Raw genomic sequence first — 13,791 nt, 5'->3', positions numbered from 1 at the left:
CGTTCCCTCTTCACCACATCATGAAAGAGGCGACGTCCGCATCAGAAACCTTGCCGGCATTCACGTCGGCGATCGCCTGGTCGACGATCGCCACGCCCTCCGCCACCTCGTCTTCCGTCAGCGTCAGCGGCGGCATGAACTCCAGCACATTCGCCTTCAGCCCGACATAGGTGAAGGCGGCGCCCAGCTCGTAACCGCGATAGATGATCTTGGCCGTGGTCGTCGCCGCAACCGGTTCGCGTGTCACGCGGTCCTTGACCAGGTCGACGCCGATGGCAAGGCCGCGCCCGCGCACGTCACCGATGGTCTCGTGTCTGGTGCCGAGTGCCCGCAGCGCATCGGAAAACAGCGTGCCGATCCGCGCCGAGCGTACGACCAGGCCTTCACTCTCGATCGTCTTCAGCACCGCGTTGCCGGCCGATGTCGCCACCGGGTTGCCCGCGGTCGTCTGCAGCGCAAAGGCCGGCGCATGGTCCATGATCTCCTTCGGGCCGATGACGGCCGACAGCGGCAAGCCACCGCCGATGCCTTTGCCGAAGACGACGAGGTCCGGCGTCAGTCCTTCGTGCTGGAAACAGTGCATCATGCCGCTGCGGGCGAGCCCGACCTTGACCTCGTCGACGACTATTCTGATGCCGTGCTTGCGGCAACGCTCCTGCAGCGCCTTCAGGAAGCCGGGCGGCGGCACGATCAGTCCGCCGTCCGACATCAACGGCTCGATGAAGACGGCCGCGACCTGATGCGGCGGGCAGGTGGTTTCGAACTGGTAGTCGAGCAGCCCAAGCACGTCCTCGCCGCTGAAATTCGGCCGGTACGGATCGGGATAGGGCAACAGAAGCACGCCCGGCCGCGGCAGCGTGTGGGTCATGGCGGTATGGCCGCTGATGCCCATCGAGCCCGAGAGGTTGCCGTGATAGGAACCGATGAAGGAGATGAAGCGCGAACGGCCGGTGGCCGCCTGCAGCACGCGCACCGCGCAATCATTGGCGTCGGACCCGGAATGGCCGAACCAGACGCGCCGTTCACCTTCTCCCGGAGTGATCGCCAGCAACCGTTCTGCCAGCGATACAGCCGGCTCGTTCGGGTAGAGCAGCAGGCTGGCGCCGGCCATGTCGCGGATCGACGTCTCGACCGCTTCGACGACGGCCGGATGGCCGTAACCGAGCACCGCCGGGCCGGCCGATCCCGACAGGTCCAGAAGCGAACGGCCGCCTTCCTCGATCAGCCGGTTGCCCTTGCCGCCGATGACGCTGAGCGGCGAGAAACGCAGCTTGCCGATCTGGGCGATGGTCGCGGCGTCGCGTTCGCGCAGGCTGAGATTGCTCACGGCACGGCTTCCGTCTCCAGGGCTGGCAGTGCCGCCGCCAGGCGGTCCGCCCATTCCTCGATGCCGGACCGTGTCGACAGCAAATCCTGCCGGATCTCGACCAGCACGGCGGGGATGCCGCGATCGTCGCCATGGATCGGCACGGCGTAGTCGGCGTCGCGGCTGATCACATAGGGCACATTGGCCGCGACATTGAGCGCCGGATCGGTGCGAAGGCCCGAGAGGATCGCCTCGGCGAGACCGCTTGCATCGCCATGCAGCACGCCGGCATGCCAGGGCCTGCTGACACCGAGGAAGACCGGCGTGAAGGAATGGATCGTGATGATCCGCGTCGGCCGGCCTGCTTGCGCCCGGCCGTCGAGATGGGCAGCCACCTGGTCATGAAACGGCGAAAAGATGATCTCGGCGCGCCGGGTTCGCTCCGTCGCATCGATGCCGACATTGCCGGGAATGTCGGTGTCTTCCGACAGCACCGGAATGCTGCCTGGGGTGCCCAGTGGCCGGTTGAGGTCGATCAGCAGTCGCGAATAGCCGCTGAGGAAGGCCGGAGCATCAAGCTTCGCGGACAGCAGGCGGGTCACTTCGACGGCACCGATATCCCAGGCGATGTGGCGCTGCAGATGGCTGGCATCGAGGCCGAGCTGTCGATGCTCGGCCGGCATGTGGTTGGACGCATGCTCGCACAACAGCACGATATCGGAATGGCCGTGCTCGTTGAGAACCTCGACGGCGTCGGGCCAATCTTTTTGAGCAGGCGGTTCTTTTTCAGTCTGTGCGGTCATCAATAGAGCGTCCGGTAGAGATCGCAGATGGCAACTGGATCGAGACCGGCAAGACGCTCGGCTTCATGTCGTTTCAGGCCGACGAAGGTTTCGATGAACACAGGCGCGAACCATCCCGCCACGGTGCTATCGGCGAGAAGCGCGTCCAGCGCCGCCGGCAGGGTTTCGGGCAGGCGCACGAGACCGAGCTTTGCCCGCTCCGCCTCGCTCATCAGTGTCGGGTCGCCGGTGACCAAAGGTGGCGACGGCAGGCCCGCCTTCAGCCCTTCTAGTCCAGCGCGGATGATCGCCGCCAGCGACAGATAGGGATTGCCGGTGGCGTCCGCCGCCCGGTATTCGATGTTGTACTGCCGCGCCGGATCGCGCCCACCAATCGTCACCGTCGGGCAGATGCGCAAGGACGCCTCGCGGTCGCGGTCGGCGAGCCAGGTGTAGGACGAACTCCAGCTGTGCGGCTTCAGCCGGTAGAAGGAGGATACGCTCGACGCCGTCATGGCGGTCATTCCAGGCAGATGGCGCAGCACGCCGGCACAGAAGGCGCCCGCTTTGGCGGAAAGGCCTCCGGGCTGTGCCGGATCGTAAGTCGCCGGCTTGCCGGCCTCATCGACGAAGCTGAAATGGATGTGGACGCCGTTGCCGACGGCATTCGGCGCCGTCTTGGGGGCGAAGCTCGCCCGCCAGCCGGCATTGCGCGCCAACTCACGCGTGATTTCGCGGATGGCGACGGCGCGGTCGGCTGCCGTCAGCGCGTCCGCCGGTTCATGCGTCACCTCGAACTGCTCGTCGCCGAATTCGGCGATGACCACCTCCGGGCCAACGCCTGCTTCCTCCAGCGCGGCCATCAGATTGGGTGCAAACGGATCGGCGCGGCGCAGTGCGGCGAAAGACATCGAATGCGCCGGTGCGAAGCCGCCGTCGGCGACGTTGAATTCATGCTCGAAGGCGGCGATGACCGACAGGCCAGTTGCGGCCTTCAGCTCCGTCAGCGCGTCCTTCAGCATCGTGCGCGTGCAGCCGAGCCATGGGCTGCCGTCGAGTTCGACGATGTCGCCGGCGACCATGTCGAACGGCGTCGTCGATCCGGTGCATATCGCGCGGAAGCGCGCCTTCAGATCGGGTATCAGCCGCAGGTCACCCGACGAGCCCCAGGGGTTGGGGTCGACGATCGAGTTGAACGGCGTCAGCGACAGATTGGCCTGCAGCCAGCCGACGCCGGTCGTGGCGGTCTTTTGCAATTTGCTCTCGACGACGAAACGGCCCCGCGTAACGGCGGAGAGATCCGTGGTGACGATTGCAACCAGAGGCTCGACGGTCGATGTCATGCCGTTTTTCCCAAAGCGTTGAAGCGGTCGACGACCGTGTCGGTGTCGGCGACCCAACAGTAGCCGCCGAACGCCTTGAGCGCGATGTCGTGGCGTTCCTGGGTGATGGTGGCGCAGGCGTCCGATACGCAGGTGACGAGATAGCCGCGGTCGGCGCCGTCGCGCACCGCCATGTCGACGCATTGATCGGTCAGCACGCCGACCACGACGAGATAGCGAATGCCAAGGTTCTTCAGGAGATAGTCGACATTGGTCGAGTTGAAGATGCCGGACGACGTCTTCGGCAGCATGATCTCGTCGCCGACTGGCGCCAACGACGCCACCGGCAGGCCCTCGGGGAGACTGGGCGCAACATGGATCGGTGTCAGCTTGTGGTCGAGCGAGCGGTCACGGCCGTCTTCGGTCAGGCTCTGGATGATGGTGTGCAGAACCTCGACGCCGTTGGCCCGGGCGGCCGCCAGCAGGCGCTCCTGGTTGGGGATCGTTTGCGACGATGTCTGCCGGTAGAAGTAGTGATCCGGCCCACGCTCCGGATGCGACGGATCGGCGCCCGGCTCCAGCCAGATGCGCTGCATGTCGACGAGCAGCAGTGCCGTTTCGCCGGAGCGGAAAGCTTCGTTTCGTTTGGGTAGAGCCTGCGTCATGCCTTGTCGTCCTACTTTGCTGATTTGGGTCCCGGCGTCTTGCGTATGCCGTTCTCTTGCGGGTCGCTGTCGAGTGTCACGGCATTGGCATGCCGCACCTTTTCGAGCCGCTCGATGCGGGCGCGGGCGTCATCGCCCAGCGTCGAAACGATATGGGCGACCAACGCTTCCATCTGTGCGATCGCCGGCGCCAGCGTGTCGTAGGGCGAGGCGACTTCGAGTGGGCTGACGATGGTGACTTCGGCGAGATCTGATATCGGCGACAGCCACTGGTCGGTGAACAGGACGATGCGCACATCGAGCGCTGCCGCCTGTTTTGCATAGGCCATCACATCCAGCTGGTAGCGGCGATAGTCGAAGACGACGAGCACGTCGCGACGGCCGAGGTCGGCCAGCGTGTCGAAGGTCTGCGGAGAAAGCACACCGAGATCGCGAACCCCGGAGCGAAACTGCACGAGGTAGCCGGCAAGCATGCCGGCGATGTGACGGCTGAACCGGCCGCCGACCATGACAATCTCGCCCTTGGCCTCCATCAGCAGACGGGCCGCCCGCTCATATGTCTGGACGGGTGTCGCGGCGGTGGCTTTCTGCAAGGCCGTGGTGACGCTGTCGAGATAGGCCAGCACGGCGCTGTCGCTGGAACCGCTCTGTCGCTTGGCCTCCATCATCAGCAGCGGCGAATGCAGCCTTGCCTCGACCTCGGCCAGGAGCTTCGCTTGGAAATCCGGAAATCCTTCATAGCCGAGCTTCATCACCAGCCGCACCACGGTTGGATCGCTGACGCCGGCGCGCCGCGCCAGCGACGAAGCGGTGCCGAGGCCGGAGGTCGGATAGTCCGTCAACAGCAGCCGGACGATCTTCTCCTCCGACGGCGTCAGCGCAAGATCGCCGCGCATCAGAACATCGCGTATCGCCATGGGCCTCCCCGAAATCCGTGGTCTCTTGTTTTGTCGAGTTTATTACAGAGATTTAAATCTTGGTCAACAATGAAGAGATGTTGACATTGTACGATCGCTGGCCCTACCTTGTCGGAAAGCAGCCAAGAGACTGTGGGGAACAGCCATGCGAAACGGAAGCGACGTTATCGTCGTCGGTGCGGGAATTGTCGGATCGAGCGCCGCCTATCATCTGGCCAAGGCCGGTGTGAAGGTCACGCTTATCGAGCAGACCCATCCGGCCGGCGGCCCGTCGGGCAAATCGTCGGCGCTGCTGCACGCCTTCTACCTGATGCCGGAACTGTCGCAGCTTTCCATCCGTGGCCGCGAGATCCTCGTGTCGCTGCCGGAAATCGCGGGCGAAGGATCCTTTGTCACTGAAATCGGCATGATGTGGGTCTGCGGCAACGACAACAAGGCAAGCTGGACGGCCGCCGCCGAACGCATTCGCGGCGAGGGCGCGCGCATCGAGACATTGTCGCCGCAGGCCTTTGCCGATGCGGCACCCGGCTTTGCCCTGGACAATGTCGCACTGGCTTTGTGGGAGCCGGAATATGGCTATGCCGATGCCTTCGGCGCCACCAATGCCATCGCCCGCGCGGCCCGTGCAAAAGGTGCCAAGATCCTCCAGAACACCCTTGTCCAAAGCCTCCAGCGGCAGGGCGATCGCATCACCGGCGTGACCTTGACCGGCGGAACGGTGCTGGAAGCCGATACCGTCGTCCTGGCCGCCGGTCCGTGGACGCGCCGCCTGCTGGCGACGGGTGACCTCGATCTGCCGCTGCATGTCGAGCGCCATCCGATGGCCGTTCTCGACGCCGCCGGCAAGGCTAGGCAGGTCATGCCTTTCGCCTGGTGCGACGACATTTCCTGCAACTACGCGCGGCCCGACAATGACGGCGTCATCCTGGCTGGCACCTGGGCCGGCGGCGGCACCGGCCTGCGCCACGAACATGCCGGCCGGCCGCGTTTCGTCGAGAATCCCGACACCTACATGGAAGGTGTCGAGGAGGCGGAATCGGTCGAGATCCTGGAGACCTTCGCCACCCGCGTGCCGGCCATGGCCGAGCTTGGTGTCCGGCCGGGCTATGCCGGGCTCTACGACATGAGCCCCGACGACCTGCCTGTCATCGGCGCCATGCCTGGTGTCGAGGGACTGGTCGTTTCGGCGGGGTCCTCCGGCCACGGCTTCAAGACCGGGCCAGCCGTCGGCGAGGCCGTGGCCAGACTGGTCACCGAGGGCGCCCAGCCGATCCTGGCGCCGTTCTCGCCCAGCCGCTTCAAGACCGCGTGATGGCGTCGGTGACGATGAGCGAGAGCAAGCCACGTAGCTTCGTGCCGGCGGCGTTCCGCAACGCCACGGCCGACGCCTTGTGCATGGTCGCGGTGCTGCTGCTGGTGGCGCTTGCCGCCTTCATCTTCGGTGGCGCCGCCATGCAACGCGTCGTCACCTACGCCGCGATCATGCTGACGGCGGTGCTTGGCCTGCAGATCTTCTCCGGCAACAGCGGCATCGTCTCGTTCGGCCAGGCAGCCTTTGTCGGCCTCGGAGCCTACGCCACCGGCATTCTCACCATGCCGGCCGCGCTGCAGCGAACGGCGCTGCGCGACCTGCCGCAGTTCCTCGCCGGCCATCAACTCTCCTTCTTCGCGGCGCTGGCCGTTGTCCTGGTCCTGGCGGTCATCATCGGCCTATTGACCGGCACACCGCTGCTCAGGCTTTCCGGATCGAGCGCCTCGATTGCCACGCTGGCCATGCTGATCATCGTCTACACGCTGCTGGTCGCCGGGCGCGAGATCACCCGCGGCAGCCAGCCCTTCTACGGCGTGCCGCGCGAGGTCGGGCTGTGGACGGCCGCCGCTGTCGCTTCGGTGGCGTTGGTTGCGGCGAGGCTGTTTCGCGAAACCTTCTTCGGCCTTGCCACACGCGCCGCCGCCAACGACGAGCGCGGCGCAGCCGCCGTCGGCGTCGACCAGCGCACGGCGCGTCTGGCCGCCTGGGTGGCGGGTGTCGTCGCCGCCATGGCCGCCGGCTCCATGATGGCGCAATTCCTTGGCGCGTTCTCGCCACGCGATTTCTATTTCGATCTCGGCTTCACCATGCTTGCCATGCTGATCGTCGGCGGCATGACCTCATCGCTCGGCGCCTTCGCCGGCGTCATCGTCACCATCGTCTTGATCGAAGTGGTGCGCCGCTTCGAAGGCGGCGGCGAGGTGCTCGGCCTGCATCTGCCCGTCCTGTTCGGCCTGACCCAGGGCGTGCTGGCCATCGCCATGATCCTGGTCATCTGGCGGCGCCCAACCGGTCTGTTCGGCGAGCGTGAATTGAACCTGCTGCGCCGGCCCGGACGCCAGGCCGTGACAGCTTCGGCCGCGCCACCTCGCCACGTCGAGAGCGATCGGCTCACCGCCGATCACTTGTCGCGCCGCTATGCCGGCGTCGTTGCGGTCGATGACGTCAGTCTCAGTTTCGAGACCAACAGCATCACCGGCATCATCGGCCCCAACGGCGCGGGCAAGACGACGCTGCTCAACATGCTGGCCGGCGATGTCCAGCCAAGTGCCGGTACCGTATCGGTGGGTGGCGCGGTGCGGCAGGCTTCGGCCTTCCGCTTTGCCCGCTCCGGCGTTGCCCGCACGTTCCAGAACATCCGCGTCTTCCCGCACATGACGGTGCTGGAGAATGTCGTCGTCGCCGCACGCCAGGTGGAACCTGATCTCGGCCATGCCGAGGCGGCGGCCATGGGCGAGCTGGCGCGCATGGGGCTGGAGAAATTTGCCGACCAGCCGGCCGCCAGGCTCGCCTATGGCCAGCGCCGCCGGCTGGAAGTGGCACGTGCGCTGGCGTTGAAGCCGCGCTTCCTGCTGCTCGACGAACCGGCCGCCGGCATGAATGCCGTCGAGACCGCCGAGCTGGTTTCCATCCTGTCGACGGTTCGGGACGAGCGTCGCATCGGCGTCGTCCTGATCGAGCACGACATGCGGCTGGTGATGAATTTGTGCGAGCGCATCGTCGTCATCGATCATGGCCGCGTCATCGCCGACGGCACGCCGGGCGATGTCCAGAAGAACCCTGCCGTGATTGCCGCTTATCTCGGCAGCCGCACGGCGCGCGCCAAGACGGCAACGCCTGAAAACCAAACCGCATAGACCGCAATGACCAACGATAAGAAATCCAGAAGGAGAACCGACATGCCAAGCCTCTATCGCCTCCATCGCGCCGCCCTGTGCGCGGCCGTGTTCGGCATTGCCGCCATTTCGACTGCCTCTGCCGAGGAGATCATCATTGGTGCCGCGACCGCGCAGACCGGCGGCCTCGCCCCTTATGACCAGCCGGCACTTGCAGGACTGCGCATGTCGCTCGACGAGCTCAATGCCAAGGGCGGGCTCGGCGGCAAATACACCGTCAAGCTGCTGATCAAGGACACCCGCTCCGACACCGCGCAGACCGCCACCGTCGCGCAGGAGCTGATCGACGCCGGCGCCAAGATCATGATCACGCCGTGCGATGCCGATCCCTCGATTTCCGCGGGCCAGCTGACCCAGCCGCTCGGCATTCCGACCTTGACGCTGTGTGGCTCTGCCCCGGTGCTCACCGGCGCGGTCGGCGACGTCATGTTCGGCACCTATCCGGCCGACAATGTGCAGGCGACGGCGGTTGCCGACTTCGCCGTCTCCGAAGGCAAGAAGAAGGTGTTCCTGCTGACCTCGCCGGACTCCACCTACACCGCCAATCTTCCGGAGTATTTCGGCAAGGTGTTCGAGAAGAAGGGCGGCGCCGTGGTTGGCCGCGGCACCTTCAGCATGGGCCAGCCCGACTTTTCCGCCGAGATCACCAACATCAAGGGCCTGGCCGACAAGCCCGACCTGATTATGACGGCCGCCTATGAGCCCGATTTCCCGGCCTTCATCCAGCAATTGCGCGGCGCCGGCGTCACCATCCCGGTCTATGGAGCCGATGCCATCGGTACGCCGACCATCAAGGCTTTGGGCAAGCTGGTCGACGGTGTCGTCTACACGGCGGCCGGCTATGCCGAGCCGGGCAGCAAGCTCGAAGCCTTCAACGCCGCCTTCACAAAATATGCCGGCCATGCGCCGGAATCGACCTATGAGGTCAATGGCTATGAGATCGGACTGATCCTCGACCAGGCGGTCAAGACGGCAGGCTCCGACGACCCGAAGGCGATCCGCGACGCCATCGCCGCTTTGAAGGATTTCGACGGCATCACTGGCAAGATCACCTATGCCGGCACCGACCGGATGCCGCTGCGGCCAGTGGCGCTGATGCGCTATGAGGGCGGCGAGGGCAAGCATGTCGAGACTATGATACCCGACGCCGCCGACGTTCCCGCGCCGTGATGTCATGCTGAGCGTCGAAGCCCTGAAAATCCGGTATGGCGAGGTCGAGGCGGTGCGCCGCGTCGACCTCACCGTCGACAGCGGCGAGATCATCGCTCTGGTCGGCGCAAACGGCGCTGGCAAGAGCTCGACGCTCGGCGCCATCGCCGGGCTGGTGCCTGCGGCGTCCGGCAACGTCGTCTTCGACGGTGTCGACATCACCGGCATGGCGCCGGAGGCGATCGCCCGCAAGGGCGTCGCGCTGGTTCCCGAAGGCCGCCGCATCTTCGCCAGCCTGACGGTGGCCGACAATCTGCGTCTCGGCGGCGCGGTGCATCAGCCGGCGGCCGAGGCGCGACTGCGCGAGGAGGAGATGCTGGAACTATTCCCGATCCTGCGCCGCTACCACCGCGTCAAAGGCGGCAATCTGTCAGGCGGCGAACAGCAGATGCTGGCCATCGCCCGCGCGTTGATGGGCAAGCCGCGCATGATCCTGCTCGACGAGCCGTCGCTCGGGCTCGCGCCGCAACTGATTGACACCGTCTTCGACCTGATCGCCGAACTGCGCCGCAAGGGCCTGACCATCCTTCTGGTCGAACAGAATGTGGCGCTGGCGCTCGAAATCGCCGACCGTGCCGTCGTGCTCGCCAATGGCGAAGTGGTGCTGTCGGGCACGGCAAAGGAACTCGCCTCCTCGGACCTCGTCCGCCAAGCCTATTTGGGAGCTTAAGAAGCATGATCGCGCAGCAGATCATCAATGCGGTGAGCCTCGGCGGCGTCTATGCGCTGCTGGCGCTCGGGCTGGCGATCGTCTTTTCCATCGTCGGTCTTATCAACTTCGCCCATGGCGAGCTGATGACCCTGTCGGGCTATGCGCTTCTGGCCTCGCTGGTGCTTGGCTTTCCCTTCCCGGTGGCGGTGCTTGTTGCCGTCTCCTGCGGCGCGCTCGCCGCCGTCGCCATGGAGCGCGTCGCGTTCCGGCCGATGCGCGGCGCCAGCGTCACCAGCCTGCTTCTGACCAGCTTTGCCGTCTCCAGCCTGCTCAAGGTCGTTTTCCAGAACGGCATCTCGGCGCGGCCGCAGGCTGTCGCCATGCCCGGCTGGATGACCGGCGCCTTCTCCTTCGGCGATTTCACCATCGGCGTCGGTCCCAGCATCTCCATCGTCGTCTCGGCGCTGGCGCTGGTTGCCCTGGAAGTCTTCCTGCGTCGCTCGGTGACCGGCACGGCGATGCGCGCGGCGGCGGAAGATTTCGACGTCGTGCGCCTGATGGGTATTCCGGCCAGCCGCATCATCGCCACCGCCTTCCTGCTCTCCGGCCTGCTGGCCGGGCTGGCGGCCATGCTGTGGGTGGCGCAGCGTGCCTCGGTCGATCCGCTGATGGGCTTCACGCCGGTGCTGAAGGCCTTCATCGCCGCCGTCGTCGGCGGGCTCGGCAGCCTGCCCGGTGCTGTCGCCGGCGGCTTCCTGCTCGGCATCATCGAGGTGCTGTTGCAGGCCACATTGCCGGGGGCGATCGCGCCCTACCGCGACGCCATCGTACTGTCGGGTGTCATCGCCGTGCTGCTGGTTCGCCCGCAAGGCCTGATCCCGGCGGTTCGCGCCCAGCGAAGCTGACCTGATGTATACCAAGCCTGAATTTGCGCCGCTGTCGCGCGACGAGGTGTTCGGCCTGATCGAAGCCGCGGCCTTCGCCACGGTGGTGACAGCGGGACCGCAAGGGCTGGTCGTATCGCATCTTCCCTTTGTGCTAGATCGCGACCGTGGCCCGAGCGGAACGTTGGTCTCGCATCTCGCCAGGGCCAATCCGCACAGTGCGCTGATTGCCGAGGGCAGGGAGACGGTCGTCATCTTCCACGGCCCGCATGGCTACATCTCGCCGTCCTGGTATCCGCGCAATCCGGTGCGCGACAGCGCGCCGACCTGGAATTTTGCCGTCGTGCATTGCCATGGCAGGCCGGTTCCGCTCGACGACCATGCCACCGCCCGGCATCTCTTGCAGCTTGTCGACGTGCTGGAAAAAGATCGCGACGATCGCTGGCGCATGCGCGAGCTCGGCCCTGGCGGCATGGAGCGGCGCATACCTGATATCATCGGCTTCGACCTGCCGATCGGGCGGCTCGAAGCCAAGTTCAAGATGGGACAGGATGAGCGCCTCTACGACACAGGCGGAGCCATCAGGGCGCTGGAGCAAAATGATCCGGCGCTGGCAACGATGATGAAGGCACACAACGCGCATCGCCAGGACTGACCGCCGGCATGCGGCAAGGATAAGAAAAAATGATTCCCAATCTCAACATCGTGCCCTTCGTCAGCGTCGATCATATGATGAAGCTGGTGCTGAAGATCGGCGTCGAGCGCTTCCTCGTCGAACTCGCCGGCTACATCGAGGATGATTTCCGCCGCTGGGAGCTGTTCGACAAGACGCCGCGCGTCGCTTCGCACAGCGCCGAGGGCGTCATCGAACTGATGCCGACCAGCGACGGCGAAGTCTACGGCTTCAAATATGTCAACGGCCACCCCAAGAACATGCGCGAGGGCCGCCAGACGGTCACCGCTTTTGGCATGCTCGCCGATGTCCACAACGGCTACCCGGTGCTGCTGTCGGAAATGACCATCCTGACCGCGCTGCGTACGGCGGCGACGTCGGCGCTTGCCGCCAAGTACCTGGCGCCGACCGGCTCCAGCTGCATGGCGCTGATCGGCAATGGCGCCCAGGCCGAATTCCAGGCGGTGGCCTTCAAGGCGCTGCTCGGCGTCGACAGGCTGAGGCTTTACGACATCGACCGCACGGCCACCGAAAAATGCATCCGCAATCTAGCCGGCCTCGGCTTCGACATGGTCGCTTGCAGTACCGCTCAGGAGGCCGTCGAGGGCGCTGAGATCATCACCACCGTCACCGCCGACAAGCAGTATGCCACCATCCTCACCGACAACATGGTCGGCTCCGGCGTGCACATCAATGCGGTCGGCGGGGACTGCCCGGGCAAGACCGAACTCCACCGCGACATCCTGCTGCGCTCCGACATCTTCGTCGAATATCCGCCGCAGACGCGCATCGAGGGCGAGATCCAGCAGCTTGCACCGGATCATGAGGTGACCGAGCTGTGGCAGGTGATGTCAGGCGCCGTGCAAGGCCGCCGCGACCCCGGCCAGATCACGCTGTTCGATTCGGTCGGCTTCGCCATCGAGGATTTTTCGGCGCTGCGCTATGTCAGGGATCAGCTGCGCTCGACCGGCCTCTACCAGGAACTCGACATGCTGGCCGACCCCGACGAGCCGCGCGACCTGTTCGGCATGTTGCTGAGAGCGGCCCAGCAGGGTTGAGGCATAGGTTCAGCCGGCCGAACCCCACATGGCATCCGGCACCACCACCAGTTTGCCGACGAAATCCTTGGCGATGAAATCCGCCTGCGCGTGGTGGAAATCGGAGAGCTTGTAGACGCCGCCGACCAGCGGCCGGATTTTCTTTGCCTCGATGTATCCGACGATGCGGCGGAAATCCGCGCGGGTACCCTGGCTCGACCCATGCAGCTGCAACTGCTTCAGATACATGGTCCTTAGATCGAGCTGCACGACCGGACCGGCAATCGCGCCGGCGGTGGTATAGCGACCCTCGGGTCGCAGGATGCGCAAGAGGTCGTTGAAGATGGCGCCGCCGACGAGGTCGGCCACAACGTCGATCGGCTGGCTGCCGGTCGCCTCGTTCACGGCTTGCGGCAGGTCGGCAACGCCACGGGTGATGACAGCTTCGGCGCCGATGTCGAGAACCGCCTGTTCCTTTCCTTTGCCGACGACGGCATAGGGAATGGCGCCGCGCGCCCGTGCCAGTTGCACGATGCCGGAGCCGACGCCGCCCGAGGCGCCGGTGATCAGCACGCGCTCGCCGGCCTTGAGCGCGGCTCGTTCCAGCATCTGTTCGCCGGTAAGGTAGGCGCAGCAGAAGGTGGCGAGTTCGACGTCGGTAAGGTCTGTGTCGACGACATGAGCGTTCTCGGCCGGCACGGCCTGGTATTCGGCGTAGCCGCCGTCGCGCCCATGGCCCATATAGTCGATGTCGGCGAGCGAATCGTCGTCGCGATTGTAGATGGAGAAATCGACCATCACCCGTTCGCCGATACGGTTCGGCGAAACGCCTTCGCCGACGGCAACGATGGTGCCGACGGTGTCAGTGCCCTGGATGCGCGGAAAGCTCAGCGTGTTGCCCTGGCGGCGCCAGGTCGACACGGCCGCGGCATCCTCCTCCGTGCCATAGGCGCCCTGGCGCACCCAGACATCGGTGTTGTTCATGCCGCAAGCGCTGACCTTGACCAGCACTTCACCTGGTGCAGGCGCGGGCACTTTCACATCGCTGCGGTAGACGAGTTTTTCCGGTCCGCCGTGCCCGGTGAGCAGCACCGCGGCCATGGTGGCGGGGAGAGTTTTGGTCATGGCATTCATGGG

Annotated in this window: 13 protein-coding genes; 7 read left to right on the top strand and 6 right to left on the bottom strand. The window is 65.5% G+C overall.

What is annotated here, in order from left to right:
* Positions 1–10: 10 nt before the first annotated feature.
* Genes ACSQ3L_RS29550 through ACSQ3L_RS29530 form a run of 5 tightly spaced genes read right to left on the bottom strand, consistent with a single transcriptional unit; the run spans position 11 to position 4,992 of the window.
* On the bottom strand, positions 11–1,327 hold the full coding sequence (locus tag ACSQ3L_RS29550; RefSeq protein WP_436163130.1) for an aspartate aminotransferase family protein: 1,317 nt from the start codon (positions 1,325–1,327) through the stop codon (positions 11–13).
* Positions 1,324–2,109, bottom strand: coding sequence for an N-formylglutamate amidohydrolase (locus ACSQ3L_RS29545; RefSeq protein WP_436163129.1), 786 nt, complete (start codon positions 2,107–2,109; stop codon positions 1,324–1,326). Before ACSQ3L_RS29545 ends, ACSQ3L_RS29550 begins: the two co-directional genes overlap by 4 nt.
* Positions 2,109–3,431: a glutamine synthetase gene (locus ACSQ3L_RS29540; RefSeq protein ID WP_436163128.1), complete on the bottom strand. Its 1,323-nt coding sequence runs from the start codon at positions 3,429–3,431 to the stop codon at positions 2,109–2,111. Before ACSQ3L_RS29540 ends, ACSQ3L_RS29545 begins: the two co-directional genes overlap by 1 nt.
* A complete protein-coding gene (locus ACSQ3L_RS29535; protein ID WP_436163127.1) occupies positions 3,428–4,075 on the bottom strand; it encodes a cysteine hydrolase family protein in 648 nt (215 codons plus the stop codon). The genes ACSQ3L_RS29540 and ACSQ3L_RS29535 overlap by 4 nt, the downstream gene beginning before the upstream one ends.
* An 11-nt stretch (positions 4,076–4,086) precedes the next feature.
* Complete coding sequence (locus ACSQ3L_RS29530; RefSeq protein ID WP_436163126.1) at positions 4,087–4,992, bottom strand: MurR/RpiR family transcriptional regulator; 906 nt, start codon at positions 4,990–4,992, stop codon at positions 4,087–4,089.
* A 145-nt stretch (positions 4,993–5,137) separates the two neighbouring features.
* Here ACSQ3L_RS29530 and ACSQ3L_RS29525 point away from each other — a divergent pair, with 145 nt between their 5' ends.
* The 7 genes from ACSQ3L_RS29525 to ACSQ3L_RS29495 are packed head-to-tail and all read left to right on the top strand — an operon-like array spanning position 5,138 to position 12,675.
* Positions 5,138–6,304, top strand: coding sequence for an NAD(P)/FAD-dependent oxidoreductase (locus tag ACSQ3L_RS29525; protein ID WP_436163125.1), 1,167 nt, complete (start codon positions 5,138–5,140; stop codon positions 6,302–6,304).
* Positions 6,305–6,318: 14 nt separating this feature from the next.
* Entirely contained in the window at positions 6,319–8,160 is a 1,842-nt protein-coding gene (locus tag ACSQ3L_RS29520; protein ID WP_436163124.1) for a branched-chain amino acid ABC transporter ATP-binding protein/permease, read from the top strand.
* A 42-nt stretch (positions 8,161–8,202) separates the two neighbouring features.
* Complete coding sequence (locus ACSQ3L_RS29515) at positions 8,203–9,369, top strand: ABC transporter substrate-binding protein (RefSeq protein ID WP_436163123.1); 1,167 nt, start codon at positions 8,203–8,205, stop codon at positions 9,367–9,369.
* A 4-nt stretch (positions 9,370–9,373) separates the two neighbouring features.
* Complete coding sequence (locus ACSQ3L_RS29510; protein ID WP_436163122.1) at positions 9,374–10,078, top strand: ABC transporter ATP-binding protein; 705 nt, start codon at positions 9,374–9,376, stop codon at positions 10,076–10,078.
* 5 nt (positions 10,079–10,083) lie between these two features.
* Complete coding sequence (locus tag ACSQ3L_RS29505; protein ID WP_436163121.1) at positions 10,084–10,965, top strand: branched-chain amino acid ABC transporter permease; 882 nt, start codon at positions 10,084–10,086, stop codon at positions 10,963–10,965.
* A gap of 4 nt (positions 10,966–10,969) precedes the next feature.
* Positions 10,970–11,599: an FMN-binding negative transcriptional regulator gene (locus tag ACSQ3L_RS29500; protein ID WP_436163120.1), complete on the top strand. Its 630-nt coding sequence runs from the start codon at positions 10,970–10,972 to the stop codon at positions 11,597–11,599.
* Between the two features lie 29 nt (positions 11,600–11,628).
* The gene (locus ACSQ3L_RS29495; RefSeq protein ID WP_436163119.1) at positions 11,629–12,675 is read left to right on the top strand and encodes an ornithine cyclodeaminase; all 1,047 of its coding nucleotides are present in this window, start codon (positions 11,629–11,631) and stop codon (positions 12,673–12,675) included.
* A 9-nt stretch (positions 12,676–12,684) separates the two neighbouring features.
* Here ACSQ3L_RS29495 and ACSQ3L_RS29490 read toward each other — a convergent pair whose 3' ends face one another.
* Complete coding sequence (locus ACSQ3L_RS29490; RefSeq protein WP_436163118.1) at positions 12,685–13,788, bottom strand: alcohol dehydrogenase family protein; 1,104 nt, start codon at positions 13,786–13,788, stop codon at positions 12,685–12,687.
* Positions 13,789–13,791: the final 3 nt, after the last annotated feature.

It is taken from the genome of Mesorhizobium sp. LjRoot246 (genome assembly GCF_964254115.1).
Lineage (GTDB): Bacteria > Pseudomonadota > Alphaproteobacteria > Rhizobiales > Rhizobiaceae > Mesorhizobium.
The sequence above is the reverse complement of the archived record's forward strand: the minus strand, read 5'-3'. Positions and strand labels throughout refer to the sequence as shown.